Raw genomic sequence first — 26165 nt, 5'->3', positions numbered from 1 at the left:
AATCACTTTCTGAAACGATCAGTAACTCGCCGAGCCGCGATCCCCGTTCGTACGACGGGAGTCGACGCCCGCCTCCAAGGCCAGCAGATGCCGCTTCGTGGCCAGGCCGCCCGCGTAGCCGGTGAGCGCGCCGTCGGCCCCCACGACCCGATGGCACGGGACGATGATGCTGATCGGATTCTTGCCGTTCGCAAGTCCCACGGCCCGTGCCGCCGTGGGCCGCCCGATCCGGTCGGCGAGCTGTCCGTACGTGATCGTCTCCCCGTACGGAATCTCCCGCAGCGCGTCCCACACCCGGCGCTGGAACGGCGTCCCGGCCATCGCCACGAGCACCGTGAAATCGGTGCGCTCCCCCGCGAAATACGCCTCCAACTGCGTCACGGCATCGTCGAACGCTCCCTCGTCGCGGCGGCCGAAGGTCTCGCGCGGCGGCATGTGCAGGTGCTCATGCATGTACAGACCGCTGACGATTCCGTCGGTCGCCACGAGGGTGAGCGGGCCGACGGGGCTGCCGATCACGGTGTGCGTCTTGTGTTGCATCGGAATTGTCACGTGTCCTTCGTCGAGGCGGGCCGGCCGAGCGGCGGGTTCGGGGTTCGGGGTTCGGGGTTCGGGGTTCGGGGTTCAGGGTTCAGGTAACCAGCCATCGAAGCGGACGTCGCTGGACCGCACGGCCCGAACGCGCCGCTCCACGTCGTTGTGCATGCCCCAAGAGTGGTCCGTCGTCGCGGATCGGGCCGGCGGGAATGCGACATCACCCATGGAGGGCTAATCGAGGCACTCGTCGCCGTGCCGTCGAGGGAGACGCAAGGCACCTGACTGGCAGGCACCCCCGACCGGCCTCGACCCCCAGCGGGTCCTGCCCGCCGGGGGTCGCCGTCGCTTTCGACCTCATCGCGACGGATCGCGGTGGGCCTTTCGAGCCCGGTCGCTCAGCGGCCGGTGGGGTTCTCCGCGCAATGTTGGGTCATGCCGCCATTGCGCAGGTAGATCGTGGTCTCCTCCGGAACGACCACGGGGAAGGCCAGGTTCGGGTCCTCATTCGGTTCGAGGCCTGCTTTGACGGGCCAGTTCGTCACACCGACCTCGGCCAGCGCGCGTTCGGCCCGGGCCCGGGCGTCGCCGATGGTCATGCATCGGGTACTCCCCAGCCCGGGGCCGTTGAGCAGCCCGCCCAGCCGCCGGACCTGCTCGACGGTGGCGCCGCCGTAACGCGCTTCGTTGTCGGGAAGGGTCATGCCCAGCGCGGTGCAGGCATCCTTCGGTGTGCGCCCGTCCGGCTTCGGCATGACCCACAGGTCGTGCGCCTCGCTCTTCGCCGCACAGGCCACCAGCGGCGGCGGCGCGGTGTGCGGGGCGGTCCGCTCGGGGCTGCCTGCCGGCAGGTAGGTGCGGGCCGTCTCGGTCATCGCACCCCAGACCCCGAGACACGCTTCTTCCGGGGTCTGTGCCGGTCCGACGAAGACGCCGTACAAGAACTTTGGGGTCTTCGTGTACTCGTACGAGCAGGACGTCTGCGCCGGATGAGACACGCGGGCCGGCGAGTCGTCGATGAACATCGCCGCCGCCGTGGCACCGACCGCCGCGAACACCGCGATCGGCACGCCGATCCGCCAGACCGGCTTCCGGTGGCGGGGGGTGGGCAACTTGCCGCCGTTGTCGGCGGCCGCCTCCTGGAAGGCTCGGGTCAGGGTGGACCGCATCAGCACGGCCCGGCCGAGCGGAACGTCGCGTTCGGCGGGTACCGGCAGCAGTTCGGCGAGGTCCGCGGTCACCGTGTCGTCGCTTTCGGTTCTCTGGAGGCTCATCGGGCTTCCTTCCTGGTACGCAGGGCGACGTGCTCTCGGGTGGTTTTGCGATACCGGGCGTCGCCGGTGCGGTCGGCAGGTGCGGGTGCGGGTGGCCCAGGGCTCGGCGCCTCTGCGCGTTCCGCGAGCCGTCGGAGCTTGGCGCGGGCCCGGGACAGCCGGGACCGCACCGTCCCGACCGGCACCCCGAGCGCTTCGGCCGCCGCCGCCGAGTCGAGCCCGGCCCACACGCACAGTGCGATGACCTCACGTTCGTGTCGGCGCAGTTTCCCGAGCAGCACGCGGACCTGCGCGATGGTCCGGGTGTCGTCGATCTGTCCGACGAGTACGTCGGCGAAGTCGGGGACGACCTGCTCGCGCGGCATCCGGTCGAGCACCGCCTGGTGCCGGCGTGCGGTACGGCGGCTGTTGCGGGTGACGTTGGTGGCCACACCGAGCAGCCACGGCCGCAGCGACCCACCGTCCTCGACGACCTTGTCACGTAGCCGCCATGCCTCCAGGAAGGTCAGCGCCACGACGTCTTCGGCCGCCACCCAGTCGCCGATCAACCGAAAGGCGTGGTTGTAGACGGACCTTGAGTGTTCGTTGAACAACTCCTCGAAGGCGTGCGGGTCTCCGGCTCTTATCCGCGCTCTCATGCTTGTTTCCACACCCTTGAACTGTCCGAAGGCCCGCCACGCGCTCCCGCGTCGTGACGCAGGTCACTCCGACGCAGGGATTCAAGTGGCCGCTGGAGCACCGTAGTTGGACAGGTGGAAGCGTCGAGGAGCGGTGGCCTCAGTCGTCGGCCGCGACCAGGAGGGCAAGGGTGCCCCGAGCGCGATCGACGAGGACGAGTTCGTGGAACTCGATGTGGATGGGGCCGTAGTCGTGGTGCGCGTCGTCGGGGAGTGCGCTCAGCGCGTACCGGCTGGTCGCCTGGCGAATCGGCGTGTAGACCACCTCTTGCAGCCGTGCTTCCAGGGCGGCGGGAGGATCGATTCCGTTCGTGGCCCACGTGTGGATTGTGCCGATCGCGATGGCCTCGTCGACGGCCTCGTAGGTGTCGGGCGTGATGCGATCCGACCACCACGGGCCGTGGCGTGGTTCGAGCCACACGCCGGCTCCGTCGTAGGTGTCCCGGAAGTCCGGATGCGCGATCAGGGCGGCCAACAGATCGCGATCGTCCGAGACGTCGGTGGGCAGACGAAAGCGCTTGATGTCGACCCACCGGTACCCGTGGCCCCGCCCGTCCGGGAAATCGAAGTCACGGAAGTTGACGAAGAGGCTGTCCCAGTGGGTGAGCGCATGTGCGGATCGCATGGAGATCACCTTCATCGTGACGGAGCGCTCGAGTCGGCGGACGAGTGCCTGAGTCGGCGAGTCGGATCGCTGGGGTCGGCGCCCGAATGCCCTGCGATATCCGGAGGACTACGGCCGGCCTTTCGTGCGACTGAGCGCTTCGGTTGGCCAGTTGAGTAAGGGCGGCGCGCCCACACCGTCCGCCCGGTCGGCCTCGCCGTCAGCGCTCTGTGTCATTATGCGGACGCGTCCCAGGGGAGTGGGCCGCGGTCTACTGATTGCCAGGGAGTTGGGGATGGGCGCGGGTACGGAGCCGGACGGCTCATCCAGGTCCGACGAGGAGTGGGAGCGGTTTCTGCGCGAGTCGGTGGCGGGTGCCGCCGACGCGCCCAAGGAACCGTCGGCGCGTGCCCGCGACGTGGCGAGGCGGCTGCGCGCGGAGCCCGGCCGTGGCCAGGAGGGCTGGCGCAGCTACACGCCCGCGCAGCCCAAGCGGCGCACGGGCTGGTACCTGGTCGGGCTGCTGGCCTCGCTGGTGCTGCTGGTGGTGGCGCTCGCGCCGGGGCGGATGGTGGATCTGTTCGCCGGCGACGACCCTGACTCCCCGCCGCCGGCGGCCGAGACCGCCCGCCCGACCCAGGCACCCCCGGCGAAGGCGGCCCAACGCCCCACCATGGACGAGCCGTTCCGCGGCTCGCCGGCGGCGACCTGGGCGAACGGAGCGGCGGGGATCACCGTGCCGAAGGCCGGGGCGGTCGGCTGGATGAGCGCGGCCGAGGTCGAACGGGCCCTCACCCTCAGCCGGGACTTCCTCGTCGCGTCCGGCCTGGACCGCGGGGTGCTGCGGGGCGAGCGCCCCGAGAAGGCGATCGCACTGATCAACCCGCACCAGAAGGACGTCCAAGACCTTCTGAAAACCGCGTTCGGAACCCCGAGCGAGAAGAACGACCCCCTCCTCCTCTTCAGCCGCTTCCAGCCCTCCCGCATCCACCTGGTCGGCGACGTCGTGAAGACCCGGGGCCTGCTCACCTACCGGGAGGGCGAGCGCGGCGCGCTCCAGGTGACCGCCGACGTCACCTTCGTCTACCCGGTCACCCGCGCGGACGCGGGCGGCGACGACGAGATCGTGCGCACGATCGTCCGGCGCGAGCTGGTCCTGAGCTGGGACGACCCTGACAAGGTGATCACCGAGCCGGGCACGTTCTCGATCGTCTCGTACAAATACGACATGACCAACGGCGGCTGCGGCGCCCCCACGGGCTACTTCACCCCGCCCTTCGGCACGGACCGCCGGGCGGACGAGGCCGGCCCGGAGGTCGACCCGTACGACCGCAGCGCGCCGGTCGGGCGTGGCGAGTCCTCTGGGGACGGGTGCGGGAGGGCGACGCGGTCCTAGGGCGTTACTCGGTGGCGGCCACCCCAACCCCGAGGCGATGAACATCCAGCCGCCGATCCGCTCCCAGCGCGGCGCCAGGCCGGTCGGCCGAGCACCGCGCGCAGCCCACTGGCCAACTGGAGCGCTCAGTCACATTGCGCTGTGACTGAGCGCTGTAGTCGGCCCGTCCGGCCAACTACAGCGCTCAGCTCTCGCAGGGCAACCTCGCCTTGTGCGGCACCGCGGTCAGGCCGCGGGGCCGGACAGCTCGCAGCCGACCGCCTCGCCGGCGCGGTCCGCCTCCTCGAAAGCGGAGTGGTCGCCGTAGTACACCCGTGTCACCCGGTATAGCACCTTGAGCTCATCGGAAGGTGTGACACCAAGGCGCGCTTCGGCGGCAGCGATCGCCTCAATCGAGGCGGCTCGGTCAGTAGTCGAATTCGACGTAGTCGATGCCGGTGAATTCGACGACCAGGTCTTCCGCTCGGTGGCCGTTGTCCTTGAAGTACGCCTCCTGGAGGCCGGCGGCCACGATGCGTTCCAGGTCGCGTTCGCCCGCGCCCGTGTGGCGGGCGTCGAAGAGTCGTTGGGCGTACACCGGGGCCAGGTGCTGGGTGATCCGGCGCATCCGGGGGTCGTCGGTGGAGCCGGCCGCGGACGAGAAGCCGAACCGGGCGCGGGCCTCGATCGTGACGCCGCCCACGGACGCGGCGCGTTGTTCGGCCCGGCGGCGGACCTTGGGCTGCCACAGGCGGCGGATCTCGGCCTCGATCCGGGCCGCGATGGCCGGCGGCGGATGCTTGCGGTCGCCCTTGAGGTAGCGCTCGACGGACCGCTGGCTGACGCCGAGCCACTCGGCGACCGTGCGCGTGCGCCCGCCGGCCCGGCCGACCAGGAAGCGGACGCGCGCCTGCGTGGACCGCGGCGGCTTGCGGGTCAGCACGTGCTGCGCGGCCGCGTCCAGGCCGTCGCCGATCTTGCCCACCGGGGCTCCTATTCGCCTTCGGCGACGGCGTCGACGCCGTCCTTGATGTGGCGGGCCGGGTTGTGGCCTTCGACCAGCAGCCCCAGCGCCCATTCCAGCGACCGGGTACCCTCGTGCTTGACCATCCCGGGGCTGACCCCGAGCCGGAACGCGCCCGGTACCGGCTTGCCGTCGGCGCCGCGCGGGAGCACGTCCAGCGGCGAAGGCCCGGCCGAGGGGTACACGACGCAGTCGGACAGGACCGCGAGCGGGTACAGGTCGGCGACCGCCGCGAGCTTGCGCATCTTGCGGTGCATCCCGATCCGCGCGTTGGCGATCACCGCGGCCCGGATGTCCGGGCGCCACGTCGGCCGCTCCAACGCGGGCCAGCGATCGCCGACCTTGTAGCGGGCCCCCTGCGGGCGTTCGCGCAGTTTGCCGATGCCGCCCTTGACGGTCGCCTTGATCGCGGACAGCACGACGGCCCGGCCCGGGTCGACCTGCTTGTGCCGCGCCATCGCCGCCAGGAACCCGGCCTCGTCCAGATCCGCGGTCACGCCGAGATCGGCCATCGTGGCGAGGTACGCCTCGCGCAGCCTGCCGTACCACGGGTCCAGGTACGAGCCGTACTCCGGCCGGATCCACGCCTCGAACGGGTCGACGGCGGCGCCGAGTTCGACCGCGTACGCGACGGTGGGCGTGGCGTACCAGCCCGGTCCGGTGGGGGCCAGGCCGTTCGGGGTGAACGGGCTCGGCAGGCGGGGGTCGACGGCGATGCCGGACAGGTCCACGTACCAGCAACCGGGCAGCCGCTTGTCGAACGTCGGCGCCTCGACGTACACCGGGGGGCCGAGGCCCACCGGCAGCCGGCTCGCGGCGGCGAGGAACGCGGCGTTCACGTCCAGGCCGACGGCGTGCTCCAGGTTGCCCTCGTCGTTCCCGACCAGGTGAATCTCCCGATACCAGTCGTACGCCTCCTCGACCAGGACGTCCGCGCCGTCCCGGGTCTGCGCGACCGGATGCTCGTCGGGGGCCTCCGGCGGCGCCGGGTCGACCGCGTCGGTCAGCGACCCGGGTACCGGGCCCGAGCGCCACGTACCCGTGGCCGTGTCCTTGACCGCCTGGGTCGGCGGCCGGAGTTCGGTCATCAGCGCGAGGCCCGCGACCGCCGTGGACCCGCGCGGAGTGAGCACCCGCTCGGCGTATCCGCCGAGTACGTCCGCGAGTCGCGCCGCCGGGAGCGACTCGGCGTCGCCCCAGGAGCGGCTGTCGAGCGCACCCCAGGGAAGGATCGCGAACTGCACGCACTGGCGGCGGCCCACCTCGACCGGTTTGTAGACCTTGGTCCAGGGCCCGAATCCGCGGCGGGTCAGTTTCCAACCGTCCTTGGTGACCTGCTTGACCAGCTTGTGGTCCTCGGGCAGCCGCAGATTGCGCCGGTCCTCCAGCTCGTCGGGCAGCCCGAGCCGCGCGGCGGCAGCCGCCGTGAGTACCACCAGCGGGTCGGCGTCCCGGCCGGCACGGTGCAGGCGCTCCGCGCCGAGGCCCGCCTCCAGGGCCCAAGCAACCACGGCGGCAAGGGACTTCGCGCGACAGGGGAGGGTGCGACCGCCGGTGAGGTGGGCCACGAGGGTGGCGCCGTCGGCGTCGAGGACGGCAAGCGGGCCACCGGGGAAGCGGGCGGCGGGGACCGCGACGGGGGCAGGGGTGGGGGTGGGCTTCACTGCCGGCTCGGCGGTGGGTGGTGCCACCGGTGCCGGTTCAGGGGTGGGGGTGGGGGCGGGGGTGGACTCCGCGACCGAGTCGGGCTCCGTGGGCTCGGGGTCGGGCTCGGGGTCGGGGTCGGGAGCAAGGCCCGACTCGGACGCCGCGGCAGCGACGAACCGCGTCGCCGCCCCGGACTCAGCGTCCGCGTCCGGATTCGCATCCGCACTCGCGTCCGTGTCCGTGTGCGAACTCGCGTCCGTGTCCGGATCCGCACTCGCGTCCCCGTTCGCGCCCGCACCCGCTCCACCGAGCGTCGGATACCGAGCCGCCAACCCGTCGAGCAGCCGCGCGTACGCCTGCCGCTGCGGCGACCGCGGCTCGCTGCGCCCCTTCTCCCAGGCGACGACCGTCTCGCGCGCGACCTCCAGCGCGTCCGCGACCTGTTTCTGGGTGAGCCGCGCGACCTTCCGCAACCGCTCCCGCTCGGCGGGCGGCGGCAGGTCATCCTCGGCGGCTGCCTGCGCCAACAGCGCGTCGACGGCATCGAACAGGTCGGACACGAACCATCTCCTCACATGAATCAGACACCTATAGCACAAACCACCTCACACATTCGCCACACGCCCGCCCGACACGCCGAAGCCCATCCGGGTGGTCCCCTCCGGTCCGGGCGACCGCGCGCCCGGGGCGAGCAACACGAGAGGGCCCGGCCGGATCAGCCGGGCCCTCCCCTCGTTGAATCCTCGGTATCGCCCCGGTGGCGTGCGCGTTCAGCCCGCGCGTCGGCCCCGGCTCGCCGCCGGGCGTGGGGCTTCGATCGCCGTCGCGATGTCGCGCAGTGCCCGCGTCGCCGCCTCGATCACCTCGGGAGGCGCACCCTGCCAGACGGCCGCGTGCGCTGCGGCGTTGGCGCGGACCGCGTCCTCGGCCACCTGTACGCCGCGCGCGGTCAAGCTGATCAGCGTGCCGCGCCCGTCGCCCTGATCCGGAAGGCGTTCGGCGAGGCCCTGGGCGACCAGGTGATTGGTGACGTTGCTGGTGCCGCCGGAGGACAGCAGCAGGGCGCGGCTCAGTTCGGTGGGCTTGAGGCGGTACGGCGCACCGGCACGCCGCAGCGCGACCAGGACGCCGAACTGGGCCGGTGTGAGCCCGAATTCGGGAAGCTCGCGCCGCGTGGCCTCGTCGAGGTCGGCCGCGAGCAGCATGATCCGCTTGCTCAGTTCCGTCGTCGCGTCCAACACGTCGGGCAGTTCCGCCTGCCACGCGTTGATCAAGGCCGTCGCGCGGTCCTGTGGTGCGGTCATCTTGACAGGGTATTCCACACACCTGATAGCTTTCAGAAAAGCTTTCTTGTGAGCTTGTTGGGCAGAGATCCCGCTCGACATCCCATTCGACATCCCGTTCGACATCCCGCTCCAACCCGGAGGCACCCATGTCCCCCACCCCCGCCCGCCTGCTCCTGCGCGGCGGCACCGTCGTCGACACCGACCCGCAGGTCACCGTCCGCCCGAACACCGACGTCCTGATCGAGCAAGGCGAGATCCTCGCCGTCGGCTCCGACCTGTCGGCCGACGGCGCCGAGGTGTTGGACGCCCGCGACCAGATCGTGCTCCCGGGCTTCGTCGACACCCACCGGCACGTGTGGCAGGCGGTCCTGCGCGCGACGGCCGTCGACAGCGACCTCGGCGACTACCTCAACCACATCCTTGGCCGGCTCTCCCCAGCGATGCGCCCCGAAGACGTGTACGCCGGCAACCTCCTCGGCGCGCTGGAATGCCTGGACGCCGGCATCACCACGGTGCAGGACTTCTCGCACGTCCAGCATCGCGCCGAGCACGGCGAGGCGGCGGTCGGCGCACTGCGCGCGGCGGGCATCCGGGCGGTGTTCGGGTTCGGCTACCCGCCGTTCGACCCCGACGCCCGCGACCCCAAGCTCGTCCGCGACCTGCGCGCGCGGCTGTTCGCCGGCGACGACGACCCGGTGACCCTCGCCCTGGCGCCGAGCGGACCCTCGTACGCGCCGATCGACATCGTCGAGCAGGACTGGCGCCTCGCCGCCGAACTGGACATCCCGCTCGCCATCCACGTCGGCAGCGGGCCGGTCGCCCAACGGCCCATCGAGGCGTTGCGCGAACGCGGTCTGCTGAACCCGCGAACCCTGTACGTCCACGGCAACTCGCTGCCCGACGACGAACTCGCGATGATCGCCGACTCCGGCGGCACGCTCTCCATCGCGCCCGCGATCGAGGCCCAGATGGGCCACGGTGCGCCGATGATCAATCGCGCCCGCGCGACGGGCGTGGTCACCGGCCTGGGCGTCGACGTGGTCACCACCGCTCCCGGCGACATGTTCTCGCTCATGCGCGCCGCCCTGCTCACGAGCCAACTCGCGGACGGGCCACGGCTGTTCGCCGCCGATGTGTTGCGGATGGCCACGATCGGCGGCGCCGCGGCGCTGGGCCTGTCCGACCGGATCGGCTCACTCGCGGTGGGCAAGCGGGCCGACCTGGTCCTGCTCCGCACGGACGCGGTCAACATGGTCGGCGCCACGCACGACATCGCGGGCGCGGTGGTCGCCTCGGCGCACCCCGGCAACGTCGACACCGTCCTGGTCGCCGGCCGCATCGTCAAGCGCGCCGGCCTCCTCACCCACCCCGACCTGCCCGCCGCCCTCGCCGACGCCCGCCGCTCCGTCGCACACCTGGCCGCGTCCGCGTGATTCGGCCCGCCCGGGCCGGGCACCCCGACCGGGGTGCCCGGCCCGGCGCCGGCTCGGCTCGCCGGTACCGGGAGCGGATGCGCGCGAACGGCTCAGTAGCCGGCCGGCCGCACCACGCCCGTCTCGTACGCGAAGACCGCGGCCTGGGTCCGGTCACGCAGGCCCAGCTTGATCAGGATCCGGCCCACATGCGTCTTCACGGTCTGTTCCGCCACCACCAGGCGCGCGGCGATCTCCGCGTTCGACAGGCCCTGCGCGATCAGGGACAGGACCTCGGTCTCGCGTTCCGTCAGGTCGCCGACGCGGGCCTTGAGCGGGGCCCGCGGGGCTGCGGCGATCCGGGAGAACTCGGCGATCAGGCGCTTGGTGATGTTCGGGGCGAGCAGGGCATCGCCGGCCGCCACCACCCGTACCGCCTCGGCGAGTTCGGCGGCCGAGGCGTCCTTCAACAAGAAGCCGGACGCGCCCGCGCGCAGCGCCTCGTACACGTACTCGTCGAGGTCGAACGTGGTGAGCACGAGGACCTTGACCGCGGACCCGGCGGGCTCGGTGACGCGGCGGGTCGCCTCGATGCCGCCGAGTTCGGGCATCCGGATGTCCATCAGGACCACGTCGGGGGCGAGTTCGGCCACCTTGGCGACGGCGTCGAGACCGTTCACGGCCTGGCCGACGACCTCGATCCCGGGCTCGGCGTTGAGCAGCACCGTGAAGCCCTGACGGACCATCATCTGGTCGTCCGCGATCAGCACGCGAATGGTCATGCATCGTCCCCCAGGGGCAGCGTCGCCAGTACTTCGTAACCGCCCGCGGGGATCGGCCCGTCGACGAACTCGCCGCCCAGCATGGCAGTACGCTCACGCATCCCGAGCAGCCCGTGCCCGGCGCCCCGCGAGGGTGGGACCGGCCCGTCCGGCGCGGTGTTGGTGATCCGGACGGTGACGCCGGTCGAGTGGTACCCGACCTCCACCCGCACCGCCGCGCCGGGCGCGTGCCGTATCGCGTTGCTGAGCGCCTCCTGCACGATGCGAAACGCCGACAGCTCGACGCCCGGCGGCAGCGGGCGACGCTCACCGGTGATCTCGGTGGCCACCGTGAGCCCGGCCCCGCGCACGTTGGCGACCAGTTCGTCCAGCCGGTCGAGGGTGGGCTGCGGGGCATGCCGCGCCCCCTCCGTCAGCGCGTCCTCGGAGCGCAGCACGCCCAGCACCCGGCGCAACTCGGTGAGCGCCTCGACCGCGTTCTCGCGGATGCCCGCGAGGTTCTCCTTCAGCTCCCGGGACGGGTTCGCGACCAAGTGGGGGGCGACCTGTGCCTGGATGGAGATCACCGACATGTGATGGGCGACCACGTCGTGCAGCTCGCGGGCGATCCGGTTGCGCTCCTCGAGGAGGGTGCGCCGGGCCCGCTCCTCGGCGGTGAGCTCCGTCTGTTCGACCAGTTCCGTGCGGGCCACCCGGCGGCCACGCAGCGAAGCACCGACCACCACCGCGGTACCCATGGTCAGGCCGGCCCGGCCGAGGGCGGCGAGGTCCCCCGAGGAATCGAACAGGGTGCAGGCAAGACCCACCCACAGGCTGATCGCGAGCGCCTCGACCGCGATCCGGGGGCGTACCCGCCACGCCAGCAGGAACAGCACGCCGGCCTGCTCGCCGATCCCCGCGGCGGTCCAGGGGAACCACTCCTCGTGGCCGATCCGGGACCCCGCGAGCGCCGCGACGACGACCGTCACGATCGTGGTCGCCCACCAGGCCGGCACCGGTCGGAACAGTGCGACGACGAGCGCCACCGCCTGAATCCCACCGAGCAGCAACGCGGTCGAGGTGCCCAGGCCGAAGGCGAAGGCGAGCCGGTTCACCGTGGCCACTCCGGTGAACGTGGCGATCAGCACCAGCGTCACCGTGATCGTCGGGACCCAGTCCAGCAAACCCCGCGGCAGCGGGTCGTACGTCGGCCGCCACAAGTCGTCGCGAAGGGTCCGCGGCGCCGCTCTCAGCGTGGCCCCGAACCGGCCCCCGCCCCCCTTGGTCACAAGATCCACTTTACGCACGGCGAGAGGCCATGGGGGTTGGTCCTTCCGTGCCGGCCGTCATACGTACTCACACTCACGACACCGAAACTATGCCGCACATACGACGGCGGACATCCCGCCCCAGAGCCCACCCCGCACGTAGCTCTCAAGTACTACGGGTATGGTGCGCGGCCAACGGCCCGACCGATGGGCGTCGTGGTCTTGGGCTCAAGGGGATGTGGGCGTGGAGCATGTGGCGGACACGGCCACCCGACTCGCGGGGCATCCGCATGCCGAGGTGCGCCGCGCGGTGGCGGCCAACACGGCGACGCCGGCGGCGGTGTTGGCGGCGCTGCTCACCGGCGAGGGGCTGCCGCCGGCGCTGAGGTGCGTGGTCTGCGACCACGAGGAGACGCCGTTCGTGCATTGCCCGCGGCCCGACTGTACGCTGCGGCCGGGCGCCGCCTGCGACGGCTCCCACAAATCCACCGTGCACGACATGCGGCAGATGGCGCTGCGGAACCCGGCCACGCCGACCGAGGCCGCTCTCGGCTTCGTCCACGCCCCCTCGATGCTGCTGCGCCGCGAACTCGCCGCCCGTCTCGACCTGACGGCGGACGTGTACCGGCGGCTCGCCAACGACCCCATCCCCTGGGTTCGCGCCGACCTCGCCGAGAATCCCGCGATCGACGACGCCCTCATCCGCACCCTGGCCACCGACCGCGGCCACGACGTGCAGCGCCGGCTCGCGCACAACCCGGGCATACCGCTCGACGTGCTCGCCTACGTGGCCGGCGCCACCAGGATCGGCTCGACCCTGCTGCCGCGCATCGCCGCCGCCTCGCCGGCGGAGGTCCGGCAGCCGGCCGAGTCGCCGAGCCCGGTGGTACGGATGCTCCTGGCGGAACGACGGGATCTGCCGGCCGAAGTCCGAGACGCGCCGGCCGACGACCCCGACGCCAAGGTGGTCAAGTCCGTCACTCCCCATCCGGGCCTGTCCGAAGACCGGCTGCGTGCGATGGCCGACCGGCACGGCGTCCGGGTCCTCGCCCGGGTGGCGGCCAACCCGGACGCGTCGCCGGAGCTGTTGGTCGACCTGGCCCGGCACGAACCTCCGGTCCGAAGGGCCTTGCGCGCCATCGCCCGGCACCCCAACGCGACCGCCCCGGCGCTGCTTTGCTGCCTGGCGGACCCCAAATCCCGGCCTGTGGCCGCCGGTCACCCGGCCCTGCCGTCGCGGGTCGTCGTCGAACTGCTCTCCGACGACGACCAACAGGTGGTGGAGGCCGCAGCCGCCAATCCGGCGCTGCCCCTGGCCGTGATGGCGGAACTGGTGCCCCGGTAGCACGCCTGCCCGACCACGTCTCAGTCGTCCGCGGCCGACCAGAAGACGCCGACCTCGTCGTCGGAGACCACGACGAGTCCGATGTCGCAGGTCACCGTGACCAGGTTGTTCGAGCACTGCACGAAGCTGTGGTCGCGGGCCGCCAAGGGGGTCGGACTGTCATTGGCGTAGTACCGCGCGCGGCGGCCGAAGCGGCCGAGCAGGGTCTGCGCGGCGTCGACGGCCGGTACGTCGGTTCGGGCGGTGACATCCCAGGGCCGCGTCCTGAGGCATTCCTCCGCGGCCCGCCAACCCACCTCGTCGAGGTAGGGCAGGAGGGCCGGGCCATCGGTCACGGTGAACTCGACCCACTCGGACCCGCGATTCGCCCACCCGCGCGGATCCCTGTGGCTCGGAGCGGCCGGCTCACGATTGTGCCGACGCATCGTCTCGGCAGCGACCCGCGCCCAGCCCTGGTTGTCGGGAACGTCGGGGATGGCGAACAGGTACGCCCCCGGGATATCGAGCGCATAGGGCCGCCGAGACCCCGGCCCGCTCGGCGGTCGTGTCGATGGTGTCGATGATCGTGCCGATGAATCTGCCGAACCCCGAGGCGCCACACGAACGACCTCGAGATGCGAGAGCTCGTCCAACGCGGCGACCCAGGCAGCGGCTTCCGGCGTCGAGGACAGTGCCACCCATCCTCCTCATCCGAAGCCGACCATCGAGTGATCACCAAGTGTGCTCCGGCCGAGGAGATCCGCCCCGCGCGGGTCCGTCCCGAGGAGGGCATCATATCGGGGCACATTCGGATGAGGTGGGCGGCTCTTGCGGCAAGGACCGGTACCCAGGACTGACGAAGAGTCGGCCGGCGGTTGATCTGCGTCCAGCCCATGGGCCGAGAAGTCGCCCCCGCCTGGCTCTCGTTCGTCGGTGGCAAGGCCATTCGGCCGTTGGCCGCGCCGACCGCCGTCTTGCCGGGCGGACGGCCCACCGGTTCTTCCGTATCCCGTTGCCAAGAGCCGTTCCGCGAACAACCATGGCCGTCATGGCGCGACCGAGGCAGATCATCGAATGCGGAGACTTCGTCCTGCGACGCTGGCAGGGGCAGACAGACTTCGCTCCGGCATTCAAGTTGATCGAGGAGTCCCTGGACCACCTGCGCCCCTGGGAGCCGTGGGTCGCCGGTCACAGCGAGGAGAGCACCCGAAGCCTCCTCGCGAAGTCCGAGTCGAAGTGGGCCACCGGCGACGTGTACAACTACGCCATCGCCAAGGACGGCACTCTCGTCGGCATGTGCCAGACCTACCGCGGGGCCGAACCTCAGGGCCGGCGCATGGGGTACTGGCTGCACCCCGCGGCCACCGGCCAGGGCATCGCCACGAGAGCGACAGCGGCCATGGTCACCGAGATGTTCACCCTGCCGGACGTGGAGTACCTGGAAATCGCGCACGACCTGGCCAACACCTCCAGCGCCGCCATACCGCGCCGGTTGGGCTTCACCGAAGTCGGGCGTGAACAGGCATCGCCGCCCACGGCTCCCGCCGGCACCGGAATCGACGTGGTCTGGCGGCTGAACCGCCCTGCGCCGCCCGCCGACGGCACTCGCCGCCCCTGAACATCTGCACCCACCGGGCTCGGCTCCCGTCCCTTCGGCACCAAAACGAGACGACCTCTCAAGACGGGGAATCCGGCGCCACCCGCCACGGGACGAGGCGCTCGGTCGCGACGGGCTGTCCGAGGGGGCCGTTAGGGTCGGGAGCTCAGGTATCGAACAAAAGTTCGATCATTGGGTGGCCGTGGGCCCGTCGCGTGTTCGGGGAAGGGTTTGTTGTGAAGGTTCGGATCGAACGTGACCTGCTCGCCGACGGCATCGCGTGGGCCGCGCGTGCCCTCCCCGCTCGGCCGGTCGTGCCCGTGCTCGCCGGGCTGCGCTTGACCGCGTCCGCCGAGGGCCTCGGCGTCTCCGCGTACAACTACGAGGTCTCGGCCGGCATCGAGGTCGCCGCCGACGTCGGCGGGCCGGGCGAGATCCTCGTCCCGGGTCGATTGTTCGCCGACATCGCGCGCACGCTCCCCCGCGAGCACCCGGTCGAGATCACCGCCGACGCGACGAAGGCCCGGGTGACCTGCGCCGGTTCGTACTTCGCGCTGCCGCTGCTGCCGCTCGACGACTACCCCGCCACGCCGTTGCTCCCGGAGACCGCGGGCACCGTCGCCGCGGCCCCGTTCGCCGAGGCCGTCGCGCAGGTCGCGATCGCCGCCGCCCGGGACGAGAGCCTGCCCGTGCTCACCGCGATCCGGGTGCACCTGACCCACGACACGCTCGTCCTGGCCGCGACCGACCGCTACCGACTGGCGGTCCGGCGCGTGCCCTGGCAGTCGGCCACCGAGGACCCGGACCGTACGGCCCTCGTGCCCGCCAAGGTCCTGGCCGACATCGCGCGAGCCGCAGGCTCCGGGGCGGACGTCCGGCTGGCCCTGGGCTCCGAGCGCGGCCGGCGCGGTCTGCTCGGCCTCTCCGGCGGTGCGCGGCACGCGACCTCACGGCTGCTCGACAACGAGTTCCCGGCCTACGAATGGCTGTTCGCGAACGAGACCACTGCCGTCGCGACGATCGGAACCGCGCCCCTGATCGAGGCCCTCAAACGCGTGTCGCTCGTGGTCACCCGCAACAGCCCCGTGCGGCTGTCCTTCGGCCGCGACGCGCTCCGGATCGCGGCCGGCACCACCAACGAGGCCGAGGCCGCGGCGACGCTGCCCGCCGAACTGGCAGGCGAACCGGTCACGGTCGCGTTCAACCCGGTCCATCTCCTGGACGGCCTGACCGCGCTCCGCGCGCCGACCGCGCGAATGCTCTTCAGCGGCCCCACGAAGCCGACCGTCCTGACCGAGGACACCGCGAGCACCGAGAACGCCGGGAACACCTGGAACACCGGCGATCCGGACTACCGCTACCTCCTGATGCCGATGCGCGGCGCCTGACCGACCCGCGGATCCACCGACCCACCGAGTCAGCCGAGCGCCATCACCGCGTCCAACACCGCTGCGGTGTCCGCGAGGTCGGGCAGTACGGCATCGGCGCCGGCCGTCGTCAGGGGCGCCAGGCTCGTCGTCCCGGTCGCGACCGCGACACACCTCGCGCCCACCGCCCGCGCCGTGGCGACATCGCGCAGGGTGTCGCCCACGATGACCGTGTCGGCGCCGACGTGCCGCCGGCCGAGGTGCTCCTCGGTACGCGCGAACGCCCGCGCCGGCAGGTCGACGCGTTCGTAGGCGTCGTCGCCGTACGCCCCGATCCGGAAATCGACGTGGCCGGCGAGCCCAAAGACGTTCATCTTCAGCACGGCGAGCGAGTACAGGTTCCCGACCATCACATTCGGTCACTGCCCCGAGCATCGCGCCCGCGCCAACCACTCCGACGCCGGGGCCGCCGAACTCGGACCGATCCTGATGGATTCGGTCGATCCGGATGATTTCGATCCACCGGATCGGTCAGCGGATCCACCCGAACCCCTGCACCGTGCTCAACCCCAGCCCCCAATCGCGGATCGCGGTCACGAACTCGGTGGGCGCGGTCACGCCCACCGTGACGTGGGCCCCGAAAGCCGTCCCCTTCGCCAGGGAGAACTGCCGCAACCTGCCGCCCCGGATCACGCGCACCCGCTCGGGACCGGCGAGGCCCAGCAGGTCCGCCTTGTGTCGGAGGTTGTGCAGTATCCGGGCGGCGTACTCGGGATGATCCGGACCGATGAACCGGCTGTCGTACTTGACCAGCACGGGCGTCGCGGATACCAAGGCGACCTCGCGACCGGCCTCGACCAGCGCCACGGCCCGGTCGACTGCGGGCCGGGGCTCGGCTTCGACTCCGGCGGTGGCATCGGACGGGCTCGCAGTTTCCGACATTTCGCGCGAACTGCGGCTCTGCGTCCACGAATCCGCGTTCTCCACGTGCACACCCTCGATCCGCAAGGGTGTCGCACCCCACATGATCTCCTTCCGGCTCGACACGCCGGCCAGCAAGGATGTCGCGATCTGCGGAATCGGCGACCCGAACCAGATGCTGCCCACCGGTGAGGTCGCGTATCGGCCGTGTCCGCCCGACGCCTTCCGGAACTGCGGACAGCTCAGCCCGAGTGGTCGCAAGGACGACCCCATCCACCCCGCATCGTGCAAAGTCTCCGCGAGAGCCGGGTCCTGACTGCGGAGCAGTCCGTACGCGACCCCACGCGCGGCGCCGTGCAGGTCCACCCAAGCGATCGTCCCGCGGCGAGCACTGATCTCGATCCGGAAGCGCACGGACATCCCTTCCACCGAATCCGACCGCTCGGCAACCTCGGCAACCTCGAACCACGGATTCCGCGGACCCTCGGATCCTCGGACTCACTGGTTGTGCACGCTAGTGATCCAGAGCCGACAAGTCCCGGCTTTCCGACATTCGCGTGGCCGGCACCGGGCCCGAACCAACCTCCGAGTCGGTCGGTAGCGGCTCTGTATCGGGCTCGAAGCCGGCTTAATCGCGTTATGCGGTGATTTTCGCTCACTCCGGCGAGTCGCGCCATAGCCACGGAACGGGCCCTTCAAACCTCGTTCAGCCCCGCGTTCGCGCAGCCCCCAAATGGCCTCTGACCTGGAACTTGCATGGGGATCTGTGCGGGGAAGTGTGCGGCAAGGTGTCCTCCAATGTGTTCGGCACCTTGTATGCCAACCCGTTCGTCAATCTGCATGGCTGTGCGGGCGGGTGTGCGGGCGGGTGTGCGGCGCGGACAACGGACGCACGGAGTCGTGTGCGGCCGCACGGAACGACGGGCGGAGCGGCGGCGCGCTCGGTGGAGCACACGGTGTGTCTCGCGGCGGAGCACTCGATCGATCGTGCGACGGATCTCGGGACGGCTCGCGCGGTGGATCCGACGATGGATCGAGCGACGGCTCGCGCGATGGATCACGCGCTCGATCGCGCGGTGGATCTCGCAATGGAGCACACGCTCGATGGTCGGGTATTCATGCGTGACAGGGGATGGGTGTGCGCGCAGATCTTCCAACATGCAGCTCGAACACAACGGCTATGCCTTATTTTCTGGGCTTTTGCGGTGCTCTTGTGATGGGTTCACTGCAAAGTGCGACACGCCGAGTCCCCTGACAGGAAGTTATTTGGCGGAGATCGCGATAGGCTTCGGGCGTTGACATGAAAGGACGGTCATGGCCACTTCCCGGGAGCGTTGGACCGTGGCGAGGCTCGCGGCCATCGCGGGTCTGCCGAGCAAGGTGGGCTACGAGGCACGGGACCGAAACGTGCTGCACCCCACGGTGCTCTCGCCCAGCGATGTATTGCCCCTGCTCACCTTCGAGGCCCTGCGAAGGATCAGCTGGCCCGGCGAGAACTACGCCCGCAACACGCCCCAACGTCTACGCCTGTGGGAGCACTTGGCCATCGAACACTCGCGGGTGGGCGACCTGAGCGACGTCGACCCGATGACCGGCCTCTACGTGCACCCCTCGGGGGCCGACCTGGCCGTCCGACCCAGTGAACACGCGGCGCTCGCGCTGCGGTTCGTCGAAGAGAACACGCCCTACCAATACCTCACGCTCGGCGCGTGGGCCCAGCAAGCCCTCAGGGCCCTCGCCGCCGAACAGGACCAAGCCGGACGACGACATGGTGCCGCCTGACATCCCCGAAGGTCGGACCGCCAAAAGCAGAGCGAGTGGCCTAGGAGTCCAGCCCTAGTCCACTCGCTCGCAGCTCAGCGCCCCTAAGGGCGCCGTCGGAGAAAGGAGGCCTGCCGGCCGCATTACACAACCGAACAGTGAGACCCAGCCGTTCCGGTACTTCCACGCGCCGAACGGTCGGGTCACCCATAGCTCTTTCTCTTCACCAGCTTCAGGAGCAGATCATACCTGCGATCCCCGAGGCAGGCCCAGTGCTGTCTTCAGCCAGAGCCTTGCCCGCTTCAAGTGTGCCCGAATCCTCTTCCATCACGATGCAGGCTCGGGTTCGAGCCGCCTTGCGTGCCGCGCGAGTTCGCGTCGGAGGCGCCCGCGGCGTCGATCCGACCATGCCGGACTCCGTGCGACGCGCGTCGGTCAAGGTCCCGCTGTGTGTGGTGACCGGCGCGGCGTACAGCGACCTCGCCTTCGTCTTCGCCGCGAAAGTCGGCCATCTCGCCGCCGGCCCCGGCCAGCCGGGCTGCATCGCCGACCTCACGACCGTGGCCCGCTACCTGGGCCTCACCGTCCGCTCGGTGACCCAGCCCGACGGCCGGGTCGCGCTCAAGGCCCCGTCCTCGCTGTACGCCGCGCAGAAGCAGCTCACCGCCGGCGGTGAACTCACCGTCGTACGCCGCACCAAGCCCTCCGGCACCGGTACTTCGGCCGTGCGTCGGCTGCGCACCCCCGACAAGGGCGAGCCGTGGGTCATGGTGCCCGTCGCGCTCCTGGGCGCGGTCCCGCACCGGCATGCCCGGGCGTACGCGGTCATCTGTTATGCCCGGGCCCGCGGCCACCACCTCACGTACGCCGAGCTCGCGGAGGTGCTGCGGCACCAGTCCGGCCGCCGAATCGGCGAATCGGTGAGCGTGCGCGCCGCGCGCGGCGTGGTCTCCGACCTGGAGCGGTGGGGGTGGGTCGAGGTGGGCCGCCGCGAGGGGTGGCAGGGACGCAACATGCTCGTACCGCTGCGACCGTTCGAGGACCCGAAGGAGGCCGCGCCGACGACCGGTCTCGATGCCGGTCTCGATGCCGACGTCGAGACCGGGACCGAGGCCCTGGCATCGTCCCCGGAAACCGACGCGACCGCGTACCCGAGCACCGACCCGACCGAGTGCGACGACCTGCTCGACGCGGACCTTTCCGACCCCGGCGCGAAGCTCGCCGAGCACGTGTCCCACGGTGCCGCCGAAAGCCCCTCCGACCAGGCAGGAAACGGGATTTCGGCCGGTCCGGACCCGGGTGCGGAGGGTCAATGGACGTCGGGTTCGCAGGGGGTTCGGACCTCCGTCACGTATAAGGAAGACACTCCGATTGACCTACAGATGAAGGCGCACTCCCAGGGGGGTTCCGCCCGTAGGGCGTCCTACGTGGTAGACGTGCCCGAGTCGCTCGAGAACCCGGCGCCGGCAACGGCGAACAAACCTGCGAAGGAGGCGCCTTCGGCGGAACCCCGGGGTTCTCGACACGTGACGTCGCGGGACCGGACCACCATCTCGGCGACGGCGGCGCGGGCATTCGCCACGATCACCCCGCTGGTGGCCAGGATGAGCATCGGGCAGCGGGTGCTGGCCGCCGGACTCGTGGATCGGGCCGTGGCGGAAGTCGGCGACGCGGACCGCGTGTTCGCCCGCCTGGCGGACCGCTGGCGGACCCAGGAGGGGGCCGTGAAGAGCCCTGTGGGCTGGCTGAGCGGCCGCGGACTGGCCCGCCGGGGGTGCGAGGACCCGAACTGCGAGGACGGCCGCCTGTGGCTGCCCACGGCCGGTCCGGGCGTCGGCGTCGACGGCGACCCCTACGGCTGCCGGAACTGTGCCCGGTGGGCCCAGGACCGGCGGGCCGCGGCGGACGAGCGCTTCGGCGCCGCCCGCCGAGCCGAGAACCGCGCGCCGGTCGCCCCCGCGGGGTTCGCACCGACCCGGTCGGCGGTGGTTCCGGCACCGATGGGCACGTGCGACGACTGCGATCGGGCGGTCCGCGGCCTGCGGCCGGACGGCGTGTGCGCCGACTGCCGCGAGGACCGGGAAATGGCCTCCGGATGCGCCGAGGAGCCGTCCCGGGAGCTCCAGGGGGCGTTCTGAGGGCTTGCGGGGCCTCCCGTGGGTTTCGGGAGTCGCGGAGCGCCGTTCGGCGGGGAGGGAGCCGCTCAGCGACTCCGGGATCGGCGGTCGGGGCGCGGGGGGCGAGCACGCCGACTGTCCCAACTGTCTGCTATCTCCCAATTTGCCTTATATATAAGGTTGCGGTGCGCCGGGCCGTTCGGACTGTTCGGGGCGGCGACGGAAGGGTTGTGTGCCGGGGTCGGCAGGGGGACGGGGCGGGTCGTGGCCGGCGATCGTGTCTGAGCACGGGGCTGCCGCGGCGTCCGGGGTGGGGCGAGTGCACGGTCTTGAGACGTGCCGGGTCCAGGGCCTCATGTGGGCGCCGTCGGCGAACGAGGGGGCCTGGATGGCCTCCGCGTTCGCCGACGGCGGATCACTGCTGGGGCGAGAAGATCTCGGGGCGCCCGAGGGGGCCCTCGGCGTCGAGGCGTTCGAGGAACAGTTCGACGGCGGCCGAGAACAGGTACACGACCAAGCCGCGCTTCTCGGTGGCGGTGAGCTCGGTGTCGAGGTCACGCGCGAGTTCGTACACCGCCGGGCTGACCCGGTAGCTGGAGGACTGGCTCGGGTCGGTGATGCCGCCGCGAGCACGCAGGAACGAGCGGATCATCTCGATCTGCTCGTCGTTGTCCTCGGGGAGCTCGAGCAGTGCGGCGTTGAGGTAGTGGCCGAGGGCCAGCCGCCGGTTCTGCGACGAGCGCTTGTCGGCGGTGAGCCGCTTGCCGAGTCGGGACTTGACGTCCGGCAGCAGCCGAAATCCCCAGGTCTCCCAACCTTTCGAGTTTATCCGTGCGTCCAGAAAGCTATCGAGCAACGACGCGTGCGCGGACGCGTCGTCGGCGGATCCGACGGTCGCCGGTGCCGGCACCGGCGCCGGGGGTGCGGGCGCGCTGCGCCGAGGGGCGCGGGCGGCCGAGGGGCCTTGGCGGGCGTCGGGGACGCGGCTCGGGCCGGTGCCACCGGGGTCGGTTCGGGGGCGCGCGGGGCGGGCTCGACAACCCTGGCCGGGGCGGGCTCGGGGGCCGCTTGGGGCTGCGGCTCGGGGGTGGCCTTCGCCGACTGAGGCTCGGGTTCGGGCACGGGCACGGGTTCCGGCCGGGGCTCCGGCGTCGACTCGGTGGCCGAAGCCGGTTCCGGAACCGGTTCCGGCTCGGGCTCGGCCACCGGCTTCGGTTCCGGTTCCGGTTCCGGTTCGGGCGTGACCTCGACGACCGGTGGGGCCGGGGCGGTCGGCGCCACCTCGGAGGCGGGCGCGGCGGTGGCGTGTACCGGCTCCGGTTCGGGGGCGGGCGCTTGGGCCTGGGCCTGGGCTTGGGCCGCGGCCTTGAACGGTGGTCCCGAGACCGTGGTCGGGGAGCCCGCGGCGGCCGCGTTACCGCCGGTCATCTGAGCCAGCAGGGCGGCCGTCGAGTCGCTGCCCGAGTTCAGGAAGCTGCCGTTCATGGCGTCCTGGAGCGCCGCCGCCAGCACGGACGACTGGACGGCGGGTGCCTTGCGGGCTTTGGCCCTGGACTTGGGCGCGGGCTTCTCGTCTGTCATCAGGCTGCCTGCTTCACGCGATCGAACAGTTCAATGGCCAGCTCGGTGTAGGCAACGCTCGCAGCGATGTTCGGTTGCTCTATGCAGACGGGCCGGCCGATCTCGTAGGCCTGCGAGATGCGGCTGTCGCGGCGGATCTGGGTCTGGAAGGGGTCGAGACCGTAGTCGGCGAGTCGCTGCTCGACCTGGTCGTCCTCGCTGGTTCGTCGGGACGGGGCGTTGGCCTTGTTGATGACCGTGCCGAGGAAGCGCGGCTCGCACTCGCCGAGCGTGCGCTCGGAAGTGGCGGCGGTCAGGCCCTTGATGACGGCGGCGCCCTGGACGGTCGCGTACAGCGGTTCGCAGACCGCGACGACGAAGTCGGCGGCGGCGAGGGCGACGGCGGACAGGGCGCTCACGCTGGGCGGCGTGTCGATCAGCACGATCGTCGGGGTCTTCCGGATCGGCTCCAGGATCCGACGCAGGATCCCGGTGGTCGAGAAGTCCATTCCGGCGATCTTGCGCTCGGCGTCGACCATCGTGCTCTGCACCGAGCCGAAGAGGCTGAGGCTGCCCGTGGTCTCGAAGGACTTCAGGAGCTCGCTGCGGTCGAAGATCATCTCGGGCACGTCGGGAGTCATGCCGTTGAGCTGCGCGTACAGGGCGAAACCGACCGAGCGCTGCGGCTGGGGCACCACGCCCAGGGCGACCCCGGCCTGGGCCTGCGGTTCGAGGTCGACCACCAGCGCATGGAAGCCGTTGATCGCCAGCGCGCTCGCGAGGTTGACCGTCGTCGTCGTCTTCCCGGGGCCCCCCTTCTGGCTGGCCACCGCCACAACTGCACCCATCGCGCGTCCTCTCGGATTGAGCGGCCGAACGCCTGCGGGAGCCCGGTCTCTGTCCGGTGGCCTGTCAGAGCCGTCCACTGCACCTGACAGGGAAGACGACGTACCTCCGGGATGGCTGCTTGATACTTCCGTCGGAAGCCCGAAAGCGCAACGAACCAGGATCTAGCGGGCAGAACCTTCAAGGCGTCCTTGAGGGGTCCGGCCTAAGTTTTGTCTGTCAGGTTAGCAGCGGATTCCCAAAATTCACTGTGACACTCGGAAAACCCACCCGTATGTCCCTGTTAACCCGGTTGGTCGGGCGAATCAGGGCCCCCAACAGACCCTTTCAGCGCATGAAAAGCAGATCGAATGCGCAATTGATCGCTCGGGTGTTCGAGATTACGGGGTCTCATTCGGCCGCGGATCCGTCCCGGGACTCGGCCGAGCCTCGCGCGGGCCGGCGGGGGAGTCGTGGCGCCGGCTATGTGGCGATCCGGGATGGGTTCGACACGCCGATACGGCGCGTTGGGCGGCGTCGGCGGGAGCCGGAAACGGCGACGGGCCGGGCGTGTCGAGGAAGCCGGCGGGTCGGCACCGGCGGTCGCTCCGTCCGATGAGTCCCCGTAGTGCGTTTCGTGTGCCGTGCGTCGGTTCGTGCGTCGGTTCGTTCGCCGGTTCGTGCGTCGGGTCGTCGGTTCGCTTCGTGCGCCGAGCGGCGGCGGGGTTGGGTAGCGAGGCGGCTGTCGTGTGGGGCAGGCGCCTGCTCGGTGAGTGGACCGACCGACCGCCGAACGTCTGAACGCGCGGACGCGCGCGAGAGCCGCCTGGCGGCCCACCCGGAGAGCCGCCGTTCGGAGCGTCCATCCCGTGCACCGGAGGCCCCCGGAGCGACCGCTCCGGCCGCAGACCCGCCCGTCCGGTGTGGGCCCGAGCGTGCCGGCCGCACACCGCGGCGCCCCGATGGTGTGCCGGTCGTCGTTCGCCGCGGCCGCCGAGCGCGCGCCCGATCGATTGCCTGAGCCACCGACTCGACCGCCCGCGGGCCCGATCGCAGATCCGACCGTGCACCGTTTCGGCCGTCGTTCGATCGGGCGGGCCATCGATCCGGCGTTCGCCCGCAACGCCCGCGCGCAGCCACCACCGCACACCGATCCGACCGGCGGCCGTTTCATGGCGCGAGCGCTCGTTCGAGTGTCGGAGCGTGCCACAGGTACGCCCGTCCGAAGGCCCGGCCATGGAGCGCGTGGTCCGAACGCAGAGCCACCCGCCCGAAGACACACCCGAGCGCCCGCCCACCCACCGTTGGGCCCGACCAGCCGTCGCTCCGGCCCCACACCCGCTGCTGCGAACGCAGATCGTCCCGCCCGCCCAGCCGGACGCACGACCGCCGATCCAGCGACCCGTCCGTACGAACGCTCATCCACCGCGCCGTACGCACGGAGACCGAGCCGTCCGTCGTTCGTGCCGTCGTTCGTTTCGTCGACCGATCCGACCGACCGCCGATCGACCCGTCCACCCGTCGATCTGCCCGTACGACCGTAGATCCACCCGGACACAGATCCACCCGACCACAGACACGCCCGCACGCGGACTGACCCGGCCGCCCATCGATCGACCCACCCACCGCAACAAACATCCATACGCCCGCACGCCCGCAGGTCCACCCACCGACCTACACATCCGGACATCCATCGTTCGATCCACCCGCACGCCCAGTGTTTCGACCATCCGCCCATCGACCCGCACGCCCGACCGCACATTCACACGCCCGGCCACACACCGGCCCGCCCGTCCGTACGCACACAGCTACGCCCGTTGTTCGCTCGTAACATCCATCGTTCGTTCCCTCGTTCCACCGTTCGTTCCGACCGTACGCCCGGACGCACATCCAGATGCCCGTCCGACCGCACGGTCATCCACCCGGCCGTCCATCGTGCGACCCATCCATCCACCCGCACGCGCACCGACCGTCCCGACCGGCCGTAGACCCGGCCACCCATCCATAGAACCAGCCGCACACCGATCCGCACGCCCGCACATCCGCCGTAACACCCGCCCACACACCCGCCCGCACAGGCGCCGTTTTAGTGTTGCAAGAGCAAGAACATGCTTCGTTCTAGCTTCACGAACATCTCCCCGGACATTCTCCCATGCAACTCAAAGCACATTACACCGAATAGTCCGCCGAACATTTTCACGGACATGATGCGATGTAATCTTCGCAACATTCTCCGCAACAGATCGCGTTGCATGAGTTGTGAACTTGTGAAATATGCAGGTCAAAAGCCATGCCTGGCCAGTCACCAGCCCCATCGATCAACCGACACGCCTGCCCGGCCCACAGCGAGAACACGTGCAGAGAAGGGCATCCGAACCCGCTTGAAGCCAGATGATCTCATGCGTCGGCGCGCCGATTCCACCAACGGCCATCCATCCTGAAGCGGCGCCCGTGCGGGTGCTTCTCCATGAAGCCCGCAAGAGGGGCGGTCGCAACACGAAGCAGATCCGGCCCCGTGATGAGGACTTCGCCGGCACGAGGTTGCCTCTCCAGGGGGCAGTCTCCGGGGGCGTTGCGTTTCGGGCGCACCCTCGTCGACCCTCTCTGTGCGGACCCGCGGACCCGTTGCGGGACCGTTCGTGTCCTTGACGCCGAGGTCGCCGACTCGCAACCGTCATGGCACACGTCGCGATCGGCATGCATGAATGCTCCGAGGGGGGACGCATACAGGCCCACTACGGGCCGCCGGCCGGGGTCGGCGGCCGGAGGCTTGAGCCGTGCCTCGTGTGGTCGATGTCCCATTCGGGGTATGCCTGTCACCCCGGCGCCGG

The 26165-nt window shown here is 70.9% G+C and carries 22 protein-coding genes and 1 pseudogene; 8 read left to right on the top strand and 15 right to left on the bottom strand.

Features of this window, described 5'->3' with window-relative positions; genetic code table 11:
- Positions 1–18 precede the first annotated feature (18 nt).
- The 4 genes from OG928_RS39855 to OG928_RS39840 all read right to left on the bottom strand — a co-directional run bounded on the left by OG928_RS39855 (position 19) and on the right by OG928_RS39840 (position 3110).
- Positions 19–540 (bottom strand): methylated-DNA--[protein]-cysteine S-methyltransferase, encoded by a 522-nt coding sequence (locus OG928_RS39855; RefSeq protein WP_331768278.1) that lies wholly within the window; start codon positions 538–540, stop codon positions 19–21.
- Between the two features lie 392 nt (positions 541–932).
- Positions 933–1808, bottom strand: coding sequence for a hypothetical protein (locus OG928_RS39850; protein WP_331766889.1), 876 nt, complete (start codon positions 1806–1808; stop codon positions 933–935).
- Positions 1805–2446 (bottom strand): RNA polymerase sigma factor, encoded by a 642-nt coding sequence (locus OG928_RS39845; protein WP_331766888.1) that lies wholly within the window; start codon positions 2444–2446, stop codon positions 1805–1807. Before OG928_RS39845 ends, OG928_RS39850 begins: the two co-directional genes overlap by 4 nt.
- Positions 2447–2585: 139 nt before the next feature.
- On the bottom strand, positions 2586–3110 hold the full coding sequence (locus OG928_RS39840; RefSeq protein ID WP_331766887.1) for a hypothetical protein: 525 nt from the start codon (positions 3108–3110) through the stop codon (positions 2586–2588).
- A 274-nt stretch (positions 3111–3384) separates the two neighbouring features.
- On the opposite strand from OG928_RS39840, the gene OG928_RS39835 reads away from it, so the two are divergent.
- Positions 3385–4485, top strand: coding sequence for a hypothetical protein (locus tag OG928_RS39835; RefSeq protein WP_331766886.1), 1101 nt, complete (start codon positions 3385–3387; stop codon positions 4483–4485).
- Positions 4486–4891: 406 nt separating this feature from the next.
- Here OG928_RS39835 and tpg read toward each other — a convergent pair whose 3' ends face one another.
- The 3 genes from tpg to OG928_RS39820 form a co-directional block, all read right to left on the bottom strand.
- Positions 4892–5449, bottom strand: coding sequence for a telomere-protecting terminal protein Tpg (gene tpg, locus OG928_RS39830; protein ID WP_331766885.1), 558 nt, complete (start codon positions 5447–5449; stop codon positions 4892–4894).
- A gap of 8 nt (positions 5450–5457) precedes the next feature.
- Positions 5458–7695, bottom strand: a complete 2238-nt coding sequence (tap, locus tag OG928_RS39825) for a telomere-associated protein Tap (RefSeq protein WP_331766884.1) — start codon at positions 7693–7695, stop codon at positions 5458–5460.
- Positions 7696–7905: 210 nt separating this feature from the next.
- A complete protein-coding gene (locus OG928_RS39820) occupies positions 7906–8439 on the bottom strand; it encodes a MarR family transcriptional regulator (RefSeq protein ID WP_331766883.1) in 534 nt (177 codons plus the stop codon).
- A gap of 128 nt (positions 8440–8567) precedes the next feature.
- Between OG928_RS39820 and OG928_RS39815 the strand changes: the two genes are divergently transcribed.
- Entirely contained in the window at positions 8568–9854 is a 1287-nt protein-coding gene (locus tag OG928_RS39815) for an amidohydrolase family protein (protein ID WP_331766882.1), read from the top strand.
- Between the two features lie 92 nt (positions 9855–9946).
- On the opposite strand, the gene OG928_RS39810 is transcribed toward OG928_RS39815, so the two are convergent.
- Both OG928_RS39810 and OG928_RS39805 read right to left on the bottom strand, forming a co-directional pair.
- The gene (locus OG928_RS39810) at positions 9947–10615 is read right to left on the bottom strand and encodes a response regulator transcription factor (protein ID WP_331766881.1); all 669 of its coding nucleotides are present in this window, start codon (positions 10613–10615) and stop codon (positions 9947–9949) included.
- The gene (locus OG928_RS39805; protein ID WP_331766880.1) at positions 10612–11883 is read right to left on the bottom strand and encodes a sensor histidine kinase; all 1272 of its coding nucleotides are present in this window, start codon (positions 11881–11883) and stop codon (positions 10612–10614) included. The genes OG928_RS39810 and OG928_RS39805 overlap by 4 nt, the downstream gene beginning before the upstream one ends.
- A 238-nt stretch (positions 11884–12121) precedes the next feature.
- On the opposite strand from OG928_RS39805, the pseudogene OG928_RS39800 reads away from it, so the two are divergent.
- Positions 12122–13207 (top strand): annotated as a pseudogene (locus OG928_RS39800) (hypothetical protein); the annotation flags it as partial.
- Between the two features lie 20 nt (positions 13208–13227).
- On the opposite strand, the gene OG928_RS39795 reads toward OG928_RS39800, so the two are convergent.
- Positions 13228–13542 carry a hypothetical protein gene (locus tag OG928_RS39795; protein WP_331766879.1) on the bottom strand — a complete coding sequence of 105 codons (315 nt, stop codon included), beginning with the start codon at positions 13540–13542 and terminating at the stop codon, positions 13228–13230.
- Between the two features lie 692 nt (positions 13543–14234).
- Between OG928_RS39795 and OG928_RS39790 the strand changes: the two genes are divergently transcribed.
- Entirely contained in the window at positions 14235–14804 is a 570-nt protein-coding gene (locus OG928_RS39790) for a GNAT family N-acetyltransferase (protein WP_331766878.1), read from the top strand.
- Positions 14805–15019: 215 nt separating this feature from the next.
- Positions 15020–16171, top strand: a complete 1152-nt coding sequence (dnaN, locus tag OG928_RS39785) for a DNA polymerase III subunit beta (RefSeq protein WP_331766877.1) — start codon at positions 15020–15022, stop codon at positions 16169–16171.
- Positions 16172–16200: 29 nt separating this feature from the next.
- Here dnaN and OG928_RS39780 read toward each other — a convergent pair whose 3' ends face one another.
- Positions 16201–16560: an HAD hydrolase-like protein gene (locus OG928_RS39780; RefSeq protein ID WP_331766876.1), complete on the bottom strand. Its 360-nt coding sequence runs from the start codon at positions 16558–16560 to the stop codon at positions 16201–16203.
- A 121-nt stretch (positions 16561–16681) separates the two neighbouring features.
- Complete coding sequence (locus OG928_RS39775; RefSeq protein ID WP_331766875.1) at positions 16682–17491, bottom strand: CRISPR-associated endoribonuclease Cas6; 810 nt, start codon at positions 17489–17491, stop codon at positions 16682–16684.
- A 380-nt stretch (positions 17492–17871) separates the two neighbouring features.
- Here OG928_RS39775 and OG928_RS39770 point away from each other — a divergent pair, with 380 nt between their 5' ends.
- The 3 genes from OG928_RS39770 (at position 17872) to OG928_RS39760 (ending at position 20970) form a co-directional block, all read left to right on the top strand.
- Entirely contained in the window at positions 17872–18288 is a 417-nt protein-coding gene (locus OG928_RS39770; protein ID WP_331766874.1) for a hypothetical protein, read from the top strand.
- Positions 18289–18385: 97 nt separating this feature from the next.
- Positions 18386–18853, top strand: a complete 468-nt coding sequence (locus OG928_RS39765; protein ID WP_331766873.1) for a hypothetical protein — start codon at positions 18386–18388, stop codon at positions 18851–18853.
- A gap of 386 nt (positions 18854–19239) precedes the next feature.
- Entirely contained in the window at positions 19240–20970 is a 1731-nt protein-coding gene (locus OG928_RS39760) for a hypothetical protein (RefSeq protein ID WP_331766872.1), read from the top strand.
- 394 nt (positions 20971–21364) lie between these two features.
- On the opposite strand, the gene OG928_RS39755 is transcribed toward OG928_RS39760, so the two are convergent.
- The 3 genes from OG928_RS39755 to OG928_RS39745 are packed head-to-tail and all read right to left on the bottom strand — an operon-like array spanning position 21365 to position 23357.
- Positions 21365–21805: a hypothetical protein gene (locus OG928_RS39755; protein ID WP_331766871.1), complete on the bottom strand. Its 441-nt coding sequence runs from the start codon at positions 21803–21805 to the stop codon at positions 21365–21367.
- Positions 21775–22530, bottom strand: coding sequence for a hypothetical protein (locus OG928_RS39750; RefSeq protein WP_331766870.1), 756 nt, complete (start codon positions 22528–22530; stop codon positions 21775–21777). The genes OG928_RS39755 and OG928_RS39750 overlap by 31 nt, the downstream gene beginning before the upstream one ends.
- Positions 22530–23357 carry a ParA family protein gene (locus OG928_RS39745; RefSeq protein WP_331766869.1) on the bottom strand — a complete coding sequence of 276 codons (828 nt, stop codon included), beginning with the start codon at positions 23355–23357 and terminating at the stop codon, positions 22530–22532. Before OG928_RS39745 ends, OG928_RS39750 begins: the two co-directional genes overlap by 1 nt.
- Positions 23358–26165 lie beyond the last annotated feature (2808 nt).

It is taken from the genome of Embleya sp. NBC_00896 (assembly GCF_045207785.1).
Taxonomy (GTDB): domain Bacteria; phylum Actinomycetota; class Actinomycetes; order Streptomycetales; family Streptomycetaceae; genus Embleya.
This window is presented reverse-complemented; position numbering and strand designations above follow the sequence as displayed.